Origin of the sequence: Pauljensenia sp. UMB9872 (genome assembly GCF_030212665.1) — a bacterium.
Taxonomy (GTDB): domain Bacteria; phylum Actinomycetota; class Actinomycetes; order Actinomycetales; family Actinomycetaceae; genus Pauljensenia; species Pauljensenia turicensis_B.
Genome location: NZ_JASOER010000003.1, coordinates 86,518 through 101,407 on the forward strand (window position 1 = coordinate 86,518; position 14,890 = coordinate 101,407).

Here is a 14,890-nt window from a genome sequence, read left to right on the forward strand (position 1 = left end):
ATTGTGCGGTCCAGATTTCTTGAAAGCGACCGACTCTGCCTAAGCTTGTGGATAACTGCGATCCCATGCATTGGAATATCGCCACTACAGGTAGAATAGGTTCGCTATGAGTGAGAACACTGCCCCCAAGAAGCGTCGCTGGTACCACAACCTTGCGGACGCATACCGTATTACAAAGCGCTCCTATCCGTGGATCGGATGGGCAATTGCCGGAGCATGGATCCTAACGATCTGTCTTGCACTGGTGATCGCCGCCCTGATGCACGCGAACTACATTGTCTGGGCAATTCTGGGCGTTTTGGTGGGTGGCACAGTCGCGATGTCACTGCTCTCGTTCTTGGTGCGTCGCGCTCTGTACGATCAGATCGATGGCACTGTCGGCTCTGTCTACGCTGTTTTGTCGCAGATCAAGTCCGGTTGGATCATTCCCGAGCAGCCGATTAACGTTACGCGCGAGCAGGATGTTATCTGGCGAATTATCGGTCGTGCCGGTGTTGTTCTTATTTCCGAAGGTCCTTCCAGCCACGTTCAGCCACTTCTTTTAGCTGAGCGTAAGAAGGTTCAACGCGTTGTGAAGAACGTTCCTGTTCACATTATCCAGACTGGCCACGATGAAGACCAGGTGGAACTTGCGAAGCTGCAGGGTAAGTTGCGTGGTTTCAAGAAGATTCTGACGAAGGAAGAGGTTCCTGCCGTTTCGAATCGTTTGAATGCGTTGCAGTCCAATGCTCTGCCGATTCCCAAGGGAATTGATCCGATGAAGGCTCGCCCGAACCGCAGGGCGATGCGCGGTCGTTGAGAGCTTCGACTCAAATGCTGAGACACCCCTATGCATAATATGCATAGGGGTGCATACTTATATGCGTAGAGAGAAAATCTCCGAAAGGTACTCCCATGCGCAAGCTTCCCGCAGCACTCCTCCTGACTGCCACCGCATCGATGGCACTCGCCGCATGCTCCGACCCGTCAACCTCTTCGACTTCTCAGTCCGGTGAGGGAGCAACATCGACCACCACGGTTGAATCATTCGACACCTCGTCGATTGAAACCGTCGATGAAATCGCCGCTCTGGTCCCCACCGCAGTCAAGGAACGAAATGTTCTGCGTAACGGCGCATCCACCGACTACGCCCCCGGCGAGTTCCGCGCCGAAGACGGCCAGACCCCCGTTGGCTACGACGTTGATATCGTCAATGCTCTGGCAAAGGTGATGGGTCTTAAAGAAGGCACCACGACTCACGCAGAGTTCCCGACCATCATCCCGGGCCTCGGTTCCAAGTTTGATATCGGCGTTTCTTCCTTCACCATCACCGAAGAGCGTCTTGCTGAGACCAACATGATCTCCTACGTCGAGGTCGGCTCCGCATACGCTGTTGCTCAAGGCAACCCGAAGAATTTCGATCCCACCAACGCGTGTGGCACCACAATCGGCGTTCAGAACGGCACCTACCAGCAGGAATACGCTGAGCACCTGTCCGAAGAATGCGTTGCTGGGGGCAACGAAGCAATCAAGGTTATGCCCCTCGACCTTCAGACCGACATTGCAACCAAGGTCATCGGTGGTCAGTACGACGCCACTCTGGCTGATTCCACCGTAATCGGCTACACGGTTGAACTCTCCGGTGGCAAGCTCGAGCAGGTTGGTGACGTCATCGAGTCCGAGCCTCAGGGTATTGTTGTCGCCAAGGACGACACTGAACTGGCCAACGCAATCCAAAAGGCCATGCAGTACTTGATGGATAACGGCTACCTGACCAAGATTCTCGCAGCCTACGGCGCCGAGAATGCAGGTCTGACCAAGGCCGAATTGAACCCCGGTCTCTGATTTGAACTCAGCGTATGGGGCTAGCACCGCATGGCGTTAGCCCCATACTGAGCAAGGTAAACATAAAACATATGGCACACGTTAAAGACGGCATCACCCTCATTGAGGCTAAACCGGTACCTCGGCCCGGACGGTGGATCAGCGCAGTGATCGTTGCGATCTTTGCGTTGCTCCTCGCCAAGGGTTTCATTACCAATGACAACTACCAGTGGGATGTCGTTGGCAAATGGCTTTTCTCGAAGACGATCGTTTCAGGCGTTGTATACACGTTGATTCTGACTGTTATCGCGATGGTGATTGGCACGATTCTCGCCATCACGTTTGCGATTATGCGCCAGTCGGTTAACCCGGTTCTGCGTTGGGTTGCCACAGCCTATATTTGGTTCTTTAGAGGTACCCCGATCTACACGCAGTTGATCTTCTGGTCACTGTTACCCACGCTGTACCCGCAGATTGAGCTTGGTATTCCGTTTGCTCCGCCGTTCGTTTCTTTCGACACGGCAATATACTTCACGCCGTTCTGGATGGCGTTCGTTGGTCTGGGACTCAACGAAGGCGCTTACCTTGCTGAGATTATTCGCGCCGGTTTGCTGTCTGTTGATAAGGGTCAGTGGGAGGCTGCCACTGCTCTTGGTATGCCTCGGTCGATGATTTTCCGTCGCATTATTTTGCCCCAGGCGATGCGCGTGATTGTCCCGCCGATCGGCAATGAAACGATTTCAATGTTGAAGACGACATCGCTTGTTTCGGCGATTCCGTTCACGTTGGAACTGACGTTCGTCGCATCGACAAAGGGCCAGTCCCTGTTCCAGCCGGTTCCGCTGTTGATTGCGGCCGCTCTTTGGTACCTGTTCATCACGAGCATTTTGATGTGGATCCAGGCACGCATTGAGCGTTACTTCGGTAAGGGCTTTGATCGTCGCGATAACGCGACCGCTTCAACCTCGACTCAATTCTTGGATGTGACACCGTGAAATCTTCAACTCCTATGGTGAGCGTCAAGGGCGTCCACAAGTTCTTTGGTGACCTTCACGTGCTCAAGGGTATTGATCTTGAGATCGCGTCCGGCGAGGTGTGCGTGATTCTGGGTCCATCGGGTTCGGGTAAGTCGACGTTGCTACGTTGTCTGAATCAGCTCGAAGAGATTAGTGCTGGTGAAGTGAGCGTTGATGGCGAGCTTCTCGGATACCGCAGGGACGAGGCTGGCCAGTTACACGAACTACCTGACAAGGTGATCGCCGCCCAGCGTTCGCGCATCGGCATGGTATTCCAGCGTTTCAACCTATTCCCGCATAAGACCGCGTTGGAAAACGTCATGGAAGCACCGATCCATGTCGCGAAGGTAGATAAGGCAACGGCGAAACAGCGTGCGCTTAAACTGCTTGAACGCGTTGGATTATCCGATCGCGCGGATCACTACCCCTCGGAGCTTTCCGGTGGTCAGCAGCAACGTGTGGCGATTGCTCGCGCTCTGGCGATGGATCCGGAGATCATGCTTTTCGACGAACCGACATCGGCGCTCGACCCCGAGCTGGTGGGCGAAGTTCTGCAGGTCATGAAGGATCTGGCAAAGTCAGGCATGACAATGGCTGTGGTTACGCACGAAATTGGCTTCGCCAGTGAGGTCGCTGACACGGTTGTCTTCATGGATGAGGGAGTTATCGTCGAGGCCGGTAGCCCCACTGACGTGATCGACAATCCGCAGGAAGAGCGTACAAAAGAGTTCTTCTCGAAGGTGCTCTAACGTGGTACGAGGCTCCTGCTCCAACACGATTCTGACCTGGGTGTGGGCCCAGCGAAATCGCTGGGCCCACACCCATATGTGCTACGCAGGGCAGTCAGCCAGTGCGTAGCACTGTCAGATCAGGTGAGGGTGACGAGATCAAGGTAAGAGTCGTCCCAGAGGTCCTCGTCCCCATCCGGGAGTAACAGAACACGATCGGGATTCAACGCGGTGACAGCGCCCGGGTCGTGTGTCACCAGAACGACCGCACCTTCATACGTATCGAGCGCATTCAAGACTTCTTCGCGAGACGCAGGGTCGAGGTTATTCGTCGGTTCGTCAAGAAGAAGGACATTCGCGCCAGAAACAACGAGTGTTGCCAGAGCGAGACGGGTCTTCTCCCCACCGGATAAGACGGACGTCGGCTTGTCTGCATCGTCACCCGAGAAGAGGAACTGACCAAGGACGTTGCGGACGTGAGTATCGTCGAGGTTCGGCGCAGCATTAACCATGTTCTGGAAAACAGTCTTGGAATTATCCAAGGTTTCATGTTCCTGCGCGTAGTAGCCAAGTTTCAACCCGTGCCCCGGAACAACCGTGCCACAATCAGGTTCACTGATGCCACCGAGGATTCGTAGCAAGGTGGTCTTACCGGCACCGTTTAAACCGAGGACAACAACCTTTGCTCCCTTATCGATTGCAAGATCAACACCGGTAAACACTTCCAACGATCCAAAGGACTTCGACAGGCCTTCGCCAGTCAGCGGAACTCGGCCACATGGAAGAGGCTCCGGAAAACGCAGACGCGCCACCTTTTCCTGAACTTCCTTGCTACCGGCCTGAGCAAAAAGCTCTTCAGCGCGTCGTAGCATCTGTTGAGCTGCCACTGCCTTTGTGGCCTTCGCACGCATTTTTTCGCCCTGGGCTTTCAGCTGTTCAGCCTTCTTCAAAGCGGTTGCGCGTTCCTTGCGACGACGGCGTTCGTCTTCTTCGCGTTGCTTCAGGTAGGCATCCCAGCCCAGGTGATAGATATCGACCTTGGCACGGTTCGCGTCCAAGTAGAAGACCTGATTGACACTCTCCCCCAGCAACTTCACGTCGTGGGAGATCATCATGACGCCACCGGGGAATGTCTTGATCCAGTCGCGCAACCACATGATCGAATCGTGATCCAAGTGGTTTGTGGGCTCGTCAAGGAGAAGCACGTCAGCTCCGGAGAACAGGACGCGTGCGAGTTCAACACGTCGGCGCTGACCACCAGATAGAGTGTCGAGGCGCTGTTCAAGGACACGATCTTCGAGGCCCAGTGAGTGGGCAATCTGTGCCGCTTCAGCGTTCGCGGCCCAGCCACCCTCGTTCGTGAATGCCTGATCGAGTCGCACGTAGCGCTCCATTGCTTTCACTTGGCGATTGCCCTCAGTCGTTGACATCTCGTGTTCAGCTTTACGGATCTTTGCGATGATCTGGTCGATTCCACGCACCGAGATAATGCGTTCGCGAGCCGTGAGGGACTGATCACCGATGTGAGTGTCCTGAGCGAGGTACCCAATCTTTCCGTTGTTCGTAATCGTGCCGGAGTACTCAGCGGCACCATGATCTGATTCGCCGGCAAGAAGACGCATAGTTGTCGTCTTTCCCGCACCATTGCGACCGACAAGGCCGATACGCATTCCCTTATCAATCCTGAAGGACGAGTTCTTCACAAGGTCTCTTGGCCCGATGTTAAGGGAGAAGTCTTGTACGTTGATCACCCGACAATTTTAGTGGTTGTGGGCAGGTACACCCTACTCAAATAGGGTGATACGCCCTACGGACAGGCACAATTGAAGACGTACATCTGAAACAGAGGTAGGAGTATTTCAATGACTTCGCCAGAAGAATCGGCACGCACGCCAAAGATCTTCGACATTATTGCCGTGATGTTCGTGGCTTTCCTTCTCATTTCGAATATTGCGGGCACCAAGGTCACGGCGCTTGAGGCGGGACCGATCCATCTTGTCTTCGACGGTGGAGCAATCCTTTTCCCGCTGACCTACGTTCTGGGCGATGTCTTGTCCGAGGTCTACGGTTTCCGTCGTGCTCGTCGCGTCATCGTCCTCGGATTCGTCGCATCAGTACTGGCCTCACTCACCTTCCTCCTTGTTCAGGTCGCACCGGTTGGCCCCGGCTACGTTAATCAGGCTGCGTTCGAAGCGGTCCTTGGATTCGTGCCTCGTATCGTGGCTGCCTCGATCATCAGCTACCTAGCAGGCCAGCTGGTCAACGCACTGGTCCTCGTGAAAATTCGCGAACGCTGGGGTGCTGATCACCTGTGGGCACGCCTCGTTGGTTCCACCGTCGTCGGCGAGCTTTTCGACACCGTCCTCTTCTGCACGATCGCCTTCATCGGTGTTATTCCAGGGGCCGAATTTGCGAATTACATCATCACCGGATACGTCTACAAGGTGGGCGTTGAAATCATCCTCCTGCCCATCACTTACCGTGTCATTGCCTTCGTCCGCAAGCGCGAAGGTCTAACATCGAACGAGGTTCTTGCCGCATGAGTGAACAATGGCTTGCTGCTCCCCCATCCAATGAACGCCCTCTGGGTGCTCAACCCGGTTCACCGGACCGTGGCTTCGATGTGGGATCGCGTCTGGAAAGTGGACGCTGTCTCGGCCGTACTGGAATCCTGCACACCGCCCACGGCGATATTCGCACCCCTGCCTTCATTCCCGTCGGGACGAAAGCGAACGTGAAAGCGCTCGTCCCCGAGATGGTCGCGGATTTGGGTGCCCAGGCGGTACTCGCGAACGCCTACCACCTGTATTTACAGCCCGGCTCTGACCTCGTTGACGAGGCCGGCGGACTCGGCGAATTCATGAACTGGCCGGGACCCACCTACACGGACTCCGGCGGTTTCCAGGTTCTTTCGCTGGGTGCTGGTTTCAAAAAGGTGCTCTCCCAAGAGTTTTCCGGTGCAGCCGACCCGAACGACCCGAAGCTCCACATGCAGGCCGTGAAAGCATCCACTGCAGTCGTGGACGATGACGGTGTCGTGTTCAGCTCGCACATCGACGGTACGAAGCACCGCTTCACCGCTGAAGTATCGATGAACATTCAGCATCAGTTGGGCTCAGACATCATGTTTGCTTTCGATGAGCTGACCAGCCTGCTCCACCCGCGTTCCTACCAGGAAATGTCGCTGGAGCGCACGCACGAGTGGGCGAGGCGCTGTCTGCGCGAACACGCACGCCTGACCGAAGTGCGTGCAGACAAGCCGTACCAGCAGCTCTGGGGCGTCATTCAGGGCGCTCAGTACGAGGATCTGCGCCGGCTCGCAGCCCGCACGATGAACGATATGGATGAAGACGGCACGCGTTTCGATGGTTTCGGAATCGGTGGTGCCCTAGAGAAGGAAAACCTCGGCACGATTGTGTCGTGGGTCAGCGAAGAACTCGACGAGGATCGTCCGCGTCACCTGCTGGGTATATCCGAACCTGACGATTTCTTCCGAGGTGTTGAGGCGGGCGCCGATACGTTTGACTGCGTGAATCCATCGCGCGTTGCCCGTAACGCTGCCATTTACTCCCCCAATGGGCGTTTCAACATTACGAACGCTCGGTTCAAGAGGGACTTCAACCCGATGGTCGAAGGTTGTGGTTGCTACACGTGCACGCACTACAGTGCTGCCTACGTTCATCACCTGTTCAAGGCACACGAAATCCTTGCCTCTACCCTGGCCACGATCCACAACGAGTGGTTCACCGTTCGACTGGTTGATGCGATTCGTGATTCCATCGACAACGGTAATTTTGAAGCCTTCCGCGCAGATATGTTGGGCAAATACGCAGGGGGATCAACCAGGGCGCGGCACTCATGAGTTTCAACGAACAAGCACGGTTGGATTCCGGTTGTCTCAGGTTCCGTGGTGGACGTCGAGCGCCGGTATCGGTGGCGGATCCATTGGTTTGGAGGTCGCAGTCTTCCTGATCTCACAGTTCACCGGCATTGATCTGACCTCGTTGTTGGGAAGTTCAGATCTGACGGGTCGAGCAGCGCAGACAACCATCTATCTGGCAAGAGCAGTACTAGGGTCATTCCAACGCTGACACGTGGACTCACGGTTTGTCCGAGCAATGTCAAAAGTGGTTGACGCGTGGGCTCGAAAACGATTCAATCGCCACGTGCAACACACGGGGAGCAAAGACCGTATGATCCCCTTCCTTATTGCACCAAAGCCGGTACTCACACGTGAGTGCCGACTTCATGCTTCCTCAACTAGACGTTCCTCGTGAAGAACTCTTCAAGGGAGCTCCCTTCGGAGCGTATCGTTGCTGGGCTTTCGGCGCCGACAATCCGACCGCGGTCAAGAAGCACGATCTGATCTGCGCCATCGATCAGTTCAAGGCGATGCGTTACTTCGATGATCGTCATATCCAAGTTGTCAAGGTTGTGACGAATCTGGGCTTCCAACTCAGAGTTCAGCTGTGCGGTTGCTTCATCGAGGATCAGAATCTTCGGGTTCATCACCAGTGCACGTGCAAGACTCAGACGCTGAACTTGGCCACCGGACAGAGCGCTACCTCCCTGGGCGACACGCGTACAAAGCCCCTGTGGCATCGCTCGTACTTCATCAGCAACGCATGCGAGTTCAAGAGCACGCCAAACCTGTTCATCACTGGCGTTCGGCGCACCTAAAGTGACATTGTCGCGAATAGTCGTGTTGAGCAATTGGTTCTTCTGCGAAACAGCGACCGCGCTGTGTCTCAAACTATCCAGAGTGAACGTTGAAATATCGACGCCGTCGATCAGAACGCGCCCCGAATCGGGGTTGTCGTAGCGTAACACCATTGTCATTGCCGTTGATTTTCCAGACCCTGATGGTCCAGCCAGTACAACATGTCCGCCGCCTTTGACCGAAATAGTGACATCTTTCAGGGCAGGGTCGCTCGCTGACGGGTATGTGTAAGTAACATTCTCGAAAGTTAGCGTCGGAGCGTGGTCAAGGGTGAGTTCGTCATCGCCGTCATCCACATTTGCGGGCGCGTGGCACATTTCCCAGAGGCGGCGCGCAGCAGAAAGTGAATGGTCCAGATATCCGGTCGCATTTTCAACGCCACGTGGCCCTTCAAAAAGGCGTAGCGTTCCAGCAGTCGCCATCGCGACGATGACGGGAGAATAGCCGGCATTCATTGCTGACCAGGCGATTGCGAGAGCACTGACAAGTGTGAGTGCAGCATTCAACGCGCGACGCAACGCATTACCGCGTTTGGCAACGCTCGCAGACGATGAGATCCGAGAACCGATAACGTCCATCTCTTCAAGGCGTTCATTCACATGCCCATAGCCCAGTACCTCTTCAGCGCCAAAGACAGAGTCCGTGACATGCTGAGCCAGGTGCCGGCGAAGTTCAAGTGTTTGTTTGGTTGCCTCGAGTGAGCGCCTCGCCCCTAGGAACGGGACAACCGCAAGAGCAATCAGGATGCACAGTGCCGGAACAGCGACGATCTGCCATCCCCACACAATGCCAGCACCGATAAGAAATGCGGGTGGAACGATAACGGCTGAAACGAGTGGCGCGAACGTGTGAGCATACACGACTTCAATCCGGTCAACGTCGCGCGTCAGTGACGCTAGGACATCGCCACTCTTCGAACGCAACACAATCCCGGGGGCCTTTGGCCACAGTTGCGAAAACACCATCGTGCGCAGTAGTTCCAGCGCCTTGAAAGCGACGTAATGACCGGTGAATTGCTCGCAGTAGTAGGCGCTAGCTTTAATCAGAGCAACAACGACTAGCCAGAACAGGATCGTGGCACATTTTCCATTTCCCGTGACCACTGCGACGACTCCTGCTGCCCCCAGGGCAAAGAGCACAATATCCATCGACAAATTGACGAGGCGGAAAAGGGTGCTGACATAGAGGGGCTTGTGGACGTCTCGCGTATGCGAAGTCAGCCATTTCATCAGCTGAAGAACGCTCGGCTGTGATTCCATCAGAGAACCTCCTGGCCAATTGTTTGTTCGTTTGCGTTCACGCGGTGCAGTTCCCCTTGGTGCATCTCATACACTAAGTCAGCAAGTGCAAGCAGAGCCTTACGGTGTGTCACCAGCACAATCGTCCACTCGCGTCCAAGTTCAGAAATCGCTCGAATAATCTTCTTCTCGGATTCAATATCAACCTGAGACGTGGGCTCATCGAGAAGCAGAATCGTGCGCCCGGATAAAAGAGCCCGAGCAATCGAGATTCGTTGCGCTTGCCCACCGGAGATCAGCCCGCCCTGCTCTCCAATCTGGGTATGAAGGCCTTCGGGCATCCGCTCAATCTCATCAGCGACCTGCGCTTGTTTCAAGGCCTGCCACATCTCTTCTTCGCTGGCATCGGAGCGTGCAAGACGTAAGTTGTCAGCGATCGAACCGGTGAAAAGCCAGGTTGATTGCGCAACCGAGGCGCTTAAAGCGTGTGCCTGATCGATTGACAGAGATGTCAAAGAGTTGCCCGAAACAGCAACGGAGCCGGACTGCGGTCTCACGTCACCGCGTAGCAGGCGAAGAAGAGTAGTCTTGCCCTCTCCCGAACGACCGATGATTGCCACGCGATGACCAGCTGGGACTTTCAAAGTGACCTCGTGCAACACTTCACCGCGACCATAGTCGTAGGAAACACCATCAACACTGATCGATCCGTCGTTTGCGATCGAAGCGTGGCTTAGGGCATGGGAGGCGCGGTCATGGATCGCTGTGTAACGCCCGATTGCTTTCTGCGATGCAATACCGCCCATTCCGATGTAGAAGAAGCCGGCGACCTGCACCAACGGTTCGACGAGCAGTACGGTCAGAAGCATCGTTGCGATCGCTTGTCCTAGGTCGACAGCACCCGCATTAAATCGTGTGATTGTGAGTGCAGCCGTGGCACAGATCAGGATCAGCGAAAACAACCCGTCTAGAACAATGATGACGATCTGGTTTCCTGCCAGCAATTTCATGATTGCGCTTCGGTTTTTCTCACCTTGAACGCGCAGATCCTCTTCAATTCGTGGCCCAGCCCCGAACAGACGAATAGTGATGAGATTTCGGATCGCATCAAGATAACGGCCAGCCAGTTGGCCTCGTTGTTTTCGCGAATCCGATGAACGCTTACGGAAAAGCTTCTGGAAGCCACCAAGCAGCAAAGGAATCAGCGGGCAAAGCACCATGATTCCCAACCCCAGAACCCAGTCAAAAGCAACGGCGACAAATCCGAGAGTGAGGAACGGTGCCACAATCGTCGCGATTGTCGGGCCCAAGTAGACCTGGCGGAATTCAGTGACACGTTCCGTATTGTCGGTTGCCAGCTGAACAACATGCGCTTGATCAGATGCTTCTTCACTGGTTGAGCTGAACACACGCATCAGAAGATCGCGACGAATACGTTTTTCTTCTCCGCGGGCAGCCTTGTCACCGTATGCGATTTCAACTCCGGCGAAGGTCGCAACGAAAAGGCAGGCGATGATCGGGATAAGAAGCGAAATCGTACGACCGCCAATCGCGTAGTTCCCAATTTGGATTCCAAGCCACACAAGGACGACTCCGAACGCAATCAGATATCCCAATCGCAAAGCGGCGACAATAATCGAATCACGGCGTCCACGGTCGGTGATGACCGAGTTTTTTATCTGTTTCATTTCATCAATCCGATATGAGGCTCAGGAAATAACGACTGAACGGCTGTTATTCTTCGACGACGACCATGACCGAGTGCGGGGCAAGAGCAACGTGCCCCGTGCACCTGTTACCACTGACTACATCGGATCCATGAACGTTGGAGAGTTCTGCCATCGTGCTACCGTGATTCACAATGAACGTCATGTGAGCGCGTTGGACAACTTCGATACCGCGTGGGAATTCTAGGTTCGTTGGCCGGACACGCGCATGAGCGCTAATGAGTCTGAGCAGTGTTGCTCGGGTGAATGCATCAAGATCAGCGCCGACAAGCCACACGTTTCCGCCTGTTTCCCCGTGTGCGTTTGCGACGGCACGTTTGGTGATGATCGGGCGACCATCAAGCTCACTGAGTGGATCATCAACGCTCGCTAACGTGGTGGTCGAGTCGCCCGGGGTGAAGATACGTGCCCAGTTTGCTGCGCGCAATGCTGGCCGAGGCTCATTCATTAGTTGACGTGTTCGTTCAAGGCTCGGATCAGTCGCGGTAAGTTTCAGGGGCGCAGTCGAAGTCTTCAGATGAGTTCCGGCATCCTTGAGTGATGGCTGAGTGAGGCGACCGACAAGGTGCCACGTTGCATCATTGGCCTCGTCGAGCCTTTGAAGGTGAGACTCCCCCTCGAACTGAACTCCGGCGATCTTCGCGAAAGTGGAGTCTAAAGGTTGCGTGGTCGAAGGAGCAATAAGGAGGACCTGTTTGCCACTTTCTGCTAGGTGCTCGATCGTGCTGTAAGGCAAGTTATTCGCCTGATTCGCGTCGATGATGATAAGAGATTCGAAGATCGCCTGGTCGATATCTGTGAGCTGGCGAACACCGTACCCTTGCTCCCGTGCGCTTCTTAGCCACGTAGAAAAATTCGTGAAGGCTGGGCGCCTGTCGTATGAGTGAGCGCCAACCAAAATCGCGATTTGAGTTGTGGGCGGGACCTCATCGACAGCAGACAGGTAGTCAACCAGGTGTGACAGGGGTTCTTCCTCGGTGTCGATGCTGGAACGAACATCTGAAGAAGTCGCTCCCGATGCGAACATCTGAACAATGTCACATGTGCGGGCGACTAACGTGTCATTGGCTCCCATTCATCGCCTCCCCTGTTGATTCACACAGTCAAGCTTTGATCGACTTAACTATATTGACCGATCACGATATTTTCTTAGGTCATCCTACGTGGTTGCGAATAACAAGGGTGCCTTGAACCACTCCATGACCGTCCTATCCAACTGTGTGTTCGGCCCCGGTGTAAACACGAGTGTGCCCCTCGTGCGCGAACAGTTTTCGCACGAAGGGCACACCCAGCCTCATCTGATCTTCGGGATTGCCAGACATACTAGGCAGTCACTGAATGGTGCTCCGCTTGCGTAGCCTGAGTGCCACCCCTCCGGCAAGAAGCAGAAGCGAACCTGTCATGATTCCCCGCAATCCCTTGATCGGCGTGTCCTCAACCGTGCCGGCGTCGAGAGTCCACCACTGATCACGCTCAGACGTTGAAACCAATTGCGCGGAGCTGCTCACGACCATCCGGAGTAATACGATCCGGCCCCCATGGTGGCATCCACACCCAAGAAATTGTCACTTCAGGCGTCAACGCGGAAAGAACGGACTGTGCCTGACGCTCGATGACATCCGTCAGCGGGCAGGCAGCAGAGGTCAGTGTCATATCGAGAACAACTGTGTCGTTCTCAGCAATGTTCACGCCGTAGACCAGTCCAAGGTCAACGATGTTAATGCCAAGTTCAGGATCGATGACGTCTTTGAGTGCTTCGAGGACATCTTCGCCCTTCAAAGAACCGTTTTCAACGATGTCTGTGCCGTCAATCTGGCGAACGTTCTCAGGCTGTTCTTGTGCCGGTGGCGCACCGAAACGCTGCTCCACAGGCTCCGGAGCTGCCATGGGGTTACTCATTTATTACCTCCTGCGATGTCGGTTCCGAGCTGTGCAAGCGCGTCACGCAAGGCGTACCAGCCGAGCAGTGCACACTTCACGCGATTGGCAAACTGAGAGGTGGATTCAAGAGCCGCTGCATCACCCAGAGCATCGAGGACTTCGTCGGGCACTCCCCTGTTCCTCGAATGCATCATCGATTCCATGGACGCATATGCTACGCGCGCTTCCTCAATCGAGTGGTTCGCGACCAAGTCGTTCAGCATGGATAGAGATGCTTGAGAAATCGAGCAGCCATCGCCATCCCACACAAGCTTTTCAATCGAGCCGTCGTTAGCGAGAGTAACGCCAAGGGTTACTTCGTCGCCACACGTCGGGTTTACTTGGTGCGACGAGGCCGCGATCTCTTCCACATCGCCTCGGCCGTGTTTGGCGCGGGCATGATCCAAGATGACCTGCTGATAGAGCTGATCCAAGCTTGACATCAGAATCCTCCGAAAAACTCTCTCACGCGTCCAAGGGATGCGACCAGACGATCGATTTCTTCTTCATTCGTCGACACTGCAACGGATGCTCGTGCGGACGATCGAACAGAGAAGAACGTATGAAGTGGGATCGCGCAATGATGACCGACACGAATCGCGACATCATCAGCATCCAAAATCTGACCGACATCATGCGGATGGACACCATCGACTGCGAACGCCACGACGCCCACACGATCCACATCGGTTGTTGGGCCAAGGACTTTCACACCGTCGAGTGAGGCAACCCCATCAAGCAGACGCTGTGTTAGAGCTTTCTCATGGGCGTGTACGCGATCCATACCAATAGCGCTCAGGTATTCAAGCGCAGCCGTCCAACCTGCGATTTGAGCTACGGGCTGAGATCCCGCTTCAAACCGTTCGGGAGCGGGCATGTACGTCGATTCCTCCATCGTCACGTATTCGATCATTGATCCGCCGGTTAAAACCGGAGGCATCATGTCGAGGAGTTCCCGTCTGCCCCACAACGCACCGACGCCGGTAGGGCCAAGCATCTTGTGTGACGACATGACCGCAAAATCCACGTCCATGGCACGAACATCAATCGCCATATGCGCGCTCGACTGACAGGTATCAGCCAAAACAAGAGCTCCAACACTGCGCGCCTTTGCGACAATCGCATCGACGGGAGAGATCGCGCCCGTCACATTCGACACGTGAGTGAAAGCAACCAGCTTAGTGTTGGGCGTAATGACGTCAAGTGTCTCAAGGTCAATGCGACCGTCGGGCGTCAGATCCAACCATTTGAGTTCCCCGCCGGTTCGTGCGCACAATTCCTGCCACGGAACGAGGTTCGCATGGTGTTCTGCGCGAGTGATGACGATCGCGTCTCCTGGCCCAATTCTCAGTGGAGTCGAAGCCGTGCCACCACGGCCGGCAGACGCATGACCGATAGACAGAGCAACAAGGTTGATGGCTTCGGTCGCGTTCTTGGTCCACACGATCTCATCGCTGCTCCCACCGATAAACGAGGCGAGCGCGTCGCGCCCGTCTTCGAATACTCTGGTCGCTTCGTCCCCCAAAATATGGGTTCCGCGGTGAACAGCAGCATTCGAACGACGGTAGAAATTCGCTTCCGCATCAATGACACTGGCAGGCTTTTGAGACGTTGCAGAGGCATCAAGGTACGTGATCGGCTTCCCTCCGCGCCCCAGTCGAGCGAGAATCGGGAAGTCCGAACGGATAGCTTCGAGCTCTACAGCGCTAAAGTCTGCTCCGAGAAGCGAATTCATGGT

Annotated in this window: 16 protein-coding genes; 8 read left to right on the top strand and 8 right to left on the bottom strand. The window is 55.1% G+C overall.

What is annotated here, in order from left to right:
* The first annotated feature begins 106 nt into the window (after window positions 1-106).
* The 4 genes from QP109_RS02250 to QP109_RS02265 all read left to right on the top strand — a co-directional run bounded on the left by QP109_RS02250 (window position 107) and on the right by QP109_RS02265 (window position 3,568).
* Window positions 107-799 carry a DUF4191 domain-containing protein gene (locus QP109_RS02250; RefSeq protein WP_285023052.1) on the top strand — a complete coding sequence of 231 codons (693 nt, stop codon included), beginning with the start codon at window positions 107-109 and terminating at the stop codon, window positions 797-799.
* Window positions 800-894: 95 nt separating this feature from the next.
* The gene (locus QP109_RS02255; protein ID WP_285023053.1) at window positions 895-1,824 is read left to right on the top strand and encodes an ABC transporter substrate-binding protein; all 930 of its coding nucleotides are present in this window, start codon (window positions 895-897) and stop codon (window positions 1,822-1,824) included.
* Window positions 1,825-1,895: 71 nt separating this feature from the next.
* Window positions 1,896-2,798: an amino acid ABC transporter permease gene (locus QP109_RS02260; protein ID WP_101628213.1), complete on the top strand. Its 903-nt coding sequence runs from the start codon at window positions 1,896-1,898 to the stop codon at window positions 2,796-2,798.
* On the top strand, window positions 2,795-3,568 hold the full coding sequence (locus QP109_RS02265) for an amino acid ABC transporter ATP-binding protein (protein WP_285023054.1): 774 nt from the start codon (window positions 2,795-2,797) through the stop codon (window positions 3,566-3,568). The genes QP109_RS02260 and QP109_RS02265 overlap by 4 nt, the downstream gene beginning before the upstream one ends.
* Before the next feature lie 119 nt (window positions 3,569-3,687).
* Here QP109_RS02265 and QP109_RS02270 read toward each other — a convergent pair whose 3' ends face one another.
* Window positions 3,688-5,298: an ABC-F family ATP-binding cassette domain-containing protein gene (locus QP109_RS02270; protein WP_285023056.1), complete on the bottom strand. Its 1,611-nt coding sequence runs from the start codon at window positions 5,296-5,298 to the stop codon at window positions 3,688-3,690.
* A gap of 111 nt (window positions 5,299-5,409) precedes the next feature.
* Between QP109_RS02270 and QP109_RS02275 the strand changes: the two genes are divergently transcribed.
* From QP109_RS02275 to QP109_RS09270, 4 genes are read left to right on the top strand one after another with little or no spacing between them, the layout of a single operon-like run.
* The gene (locus QP109_RS02275) at window positions 5,410-6,090 is read left to right on the top strand and encodes a queuosine precursor transporter (protein WP_285023058.1); all 681 of its coding nucleotides are present in this window, start codon (window positions 5,410-5,412) and stop codon (window positions 6,088-6,090) included.
* On the top strand, window positions 6,087-7,409 hold the full coding sequence (gene tgt / locus QP109_RS02280; protein ID WP_285023059.1) for a tRNA guanosine(34) transglycosylase Tgt: 1,323 nt from the start codon (window positions 6,087-6,089) through the stop codon (window positions 7,407-7,409). Before QP109_RS02275 ends, tgt begins: the two co-directional genes overlap by 4 nt.
* Window positions 7,410-7,440: 31 nt before the next feature.
* Complete coding sequence (locus QP109_RS02285) at window positions 7,441-7,638, top strand: hypothetical protein (protein ID WP_285023060.1); 198 nt, start codon at window positions 7,441-7,443, stop codon at window positions 7,636-7,638.
* 16 nt (window positions 7,639-7,654) lie between these two features.
* A complete protein-coding gene (locus tag QP109_RS09270) occupies window positions 7,655-7,744 on the top strand; it encodes a hypothetical protein (RefSeq protein ID WP_350224204.1) in 90 nt (29 codons plus the stop codon).
* Window positions 7,745-7,807: 63 nt separating this feature from the next.
* On the opposite strand, the gene QP109_RS02290 is transcribed toward QP109_RS09270, so the two are convergent.
* From QP109_RS02290 to QP109_RS02320, 7 genes are all read right to left on the bottom strand, one after another.
* Window positions 7,808-9,526 (bottom strand): amino acid ABC transporter ATP-binding/permease protein, encoded by a 1,719-nt coding sequence (locus QP109_RS02290; protein WP_285023061.1) that lies wholly within the window; start codon window positions 9,524-9,526, stop codon window positions 7,808-7,810.
* Window positions 9,526-11,193: an ABC transporter ATP-binding protein/permease gene (locus QP109_RS02295; protein ID WP_285023062.1), complete on the bottom strand. Its 1,668-nt coding sequence runs from the start codon at window positions 11,191-11,193 to the stop codon at window positions 9,526-9,528. Before QP109_RS02295 ends, QP109_RS02290 begins: the two co-directional genes overlap by 1 nt.
* A 46-nt stretch (window positions 11,194-11,239) precedes the next feature.
* Window positions 11,240-12,307, bottom strand: a complete 1,068-nt coding sequence (locus QP109_RS02300; RefSeq protein ID WP_285023063.1) for a hypothetical protein — start codon at window positions 12,305-12,307, stop codon at window positions 11,240-11,242.
* A 256-nt stretch (window positions 12,308-12,563) separates the two neighbouring features.
* On the bottom strand, window positions 12,564-12,740 hold the full coding sequence (locus QP109_RS02305; protein WP_285023065.1) for a hypothetical protein: 177 nt from the start codon (window positions 12,738-12,740) through the stop codon (window positions 12,564-12,566).
* A complete protein-coding gene (locus tag QP109_RS02310) occupies window positions 12,706-13,131 on the bottom strand; it encodes a metal-sulfur cluster assembly factor (RefSeq protein WP_101628221.1) in 426 nt (141 codons plus the stop codon). The genes QP109_RS02305 and QP109_RS02310 overlap by 35 nt, the downstream gene beginning before the upstream one ends.
* Complete coding sequence (sufU, locus tag QP109_RS02315) at window positions 13,128-13,595, bottom strand: Fe-S cluster assembly sulfur transfer protein SufU (RefSeq protein WP_285023066.1); 468 nt, start codon at window positions 13,593-13,595, stop codon at window positions 13,128-13,130. The genes QP109_RS02310 and sufU overlap by 4 nt, the downstream gene beginning before the upstream one ends.
* A complete protein-coding gene (locus tag QP109_RS02320) occupies window positions 13,595-14,887 on the bottom strand; it encodes a SufS family cysteine desulfurase (RefSeq protein WP_285023067.1) in 1,293 nt (430 codons plus the stop codon). Before QP109_RS02320 ends, sufU begins: the two co-directional genes overlap by 1 nt.
* Between the last annotated feature and the right edge of the window lie 3 nt (window positions 14,888-14,890).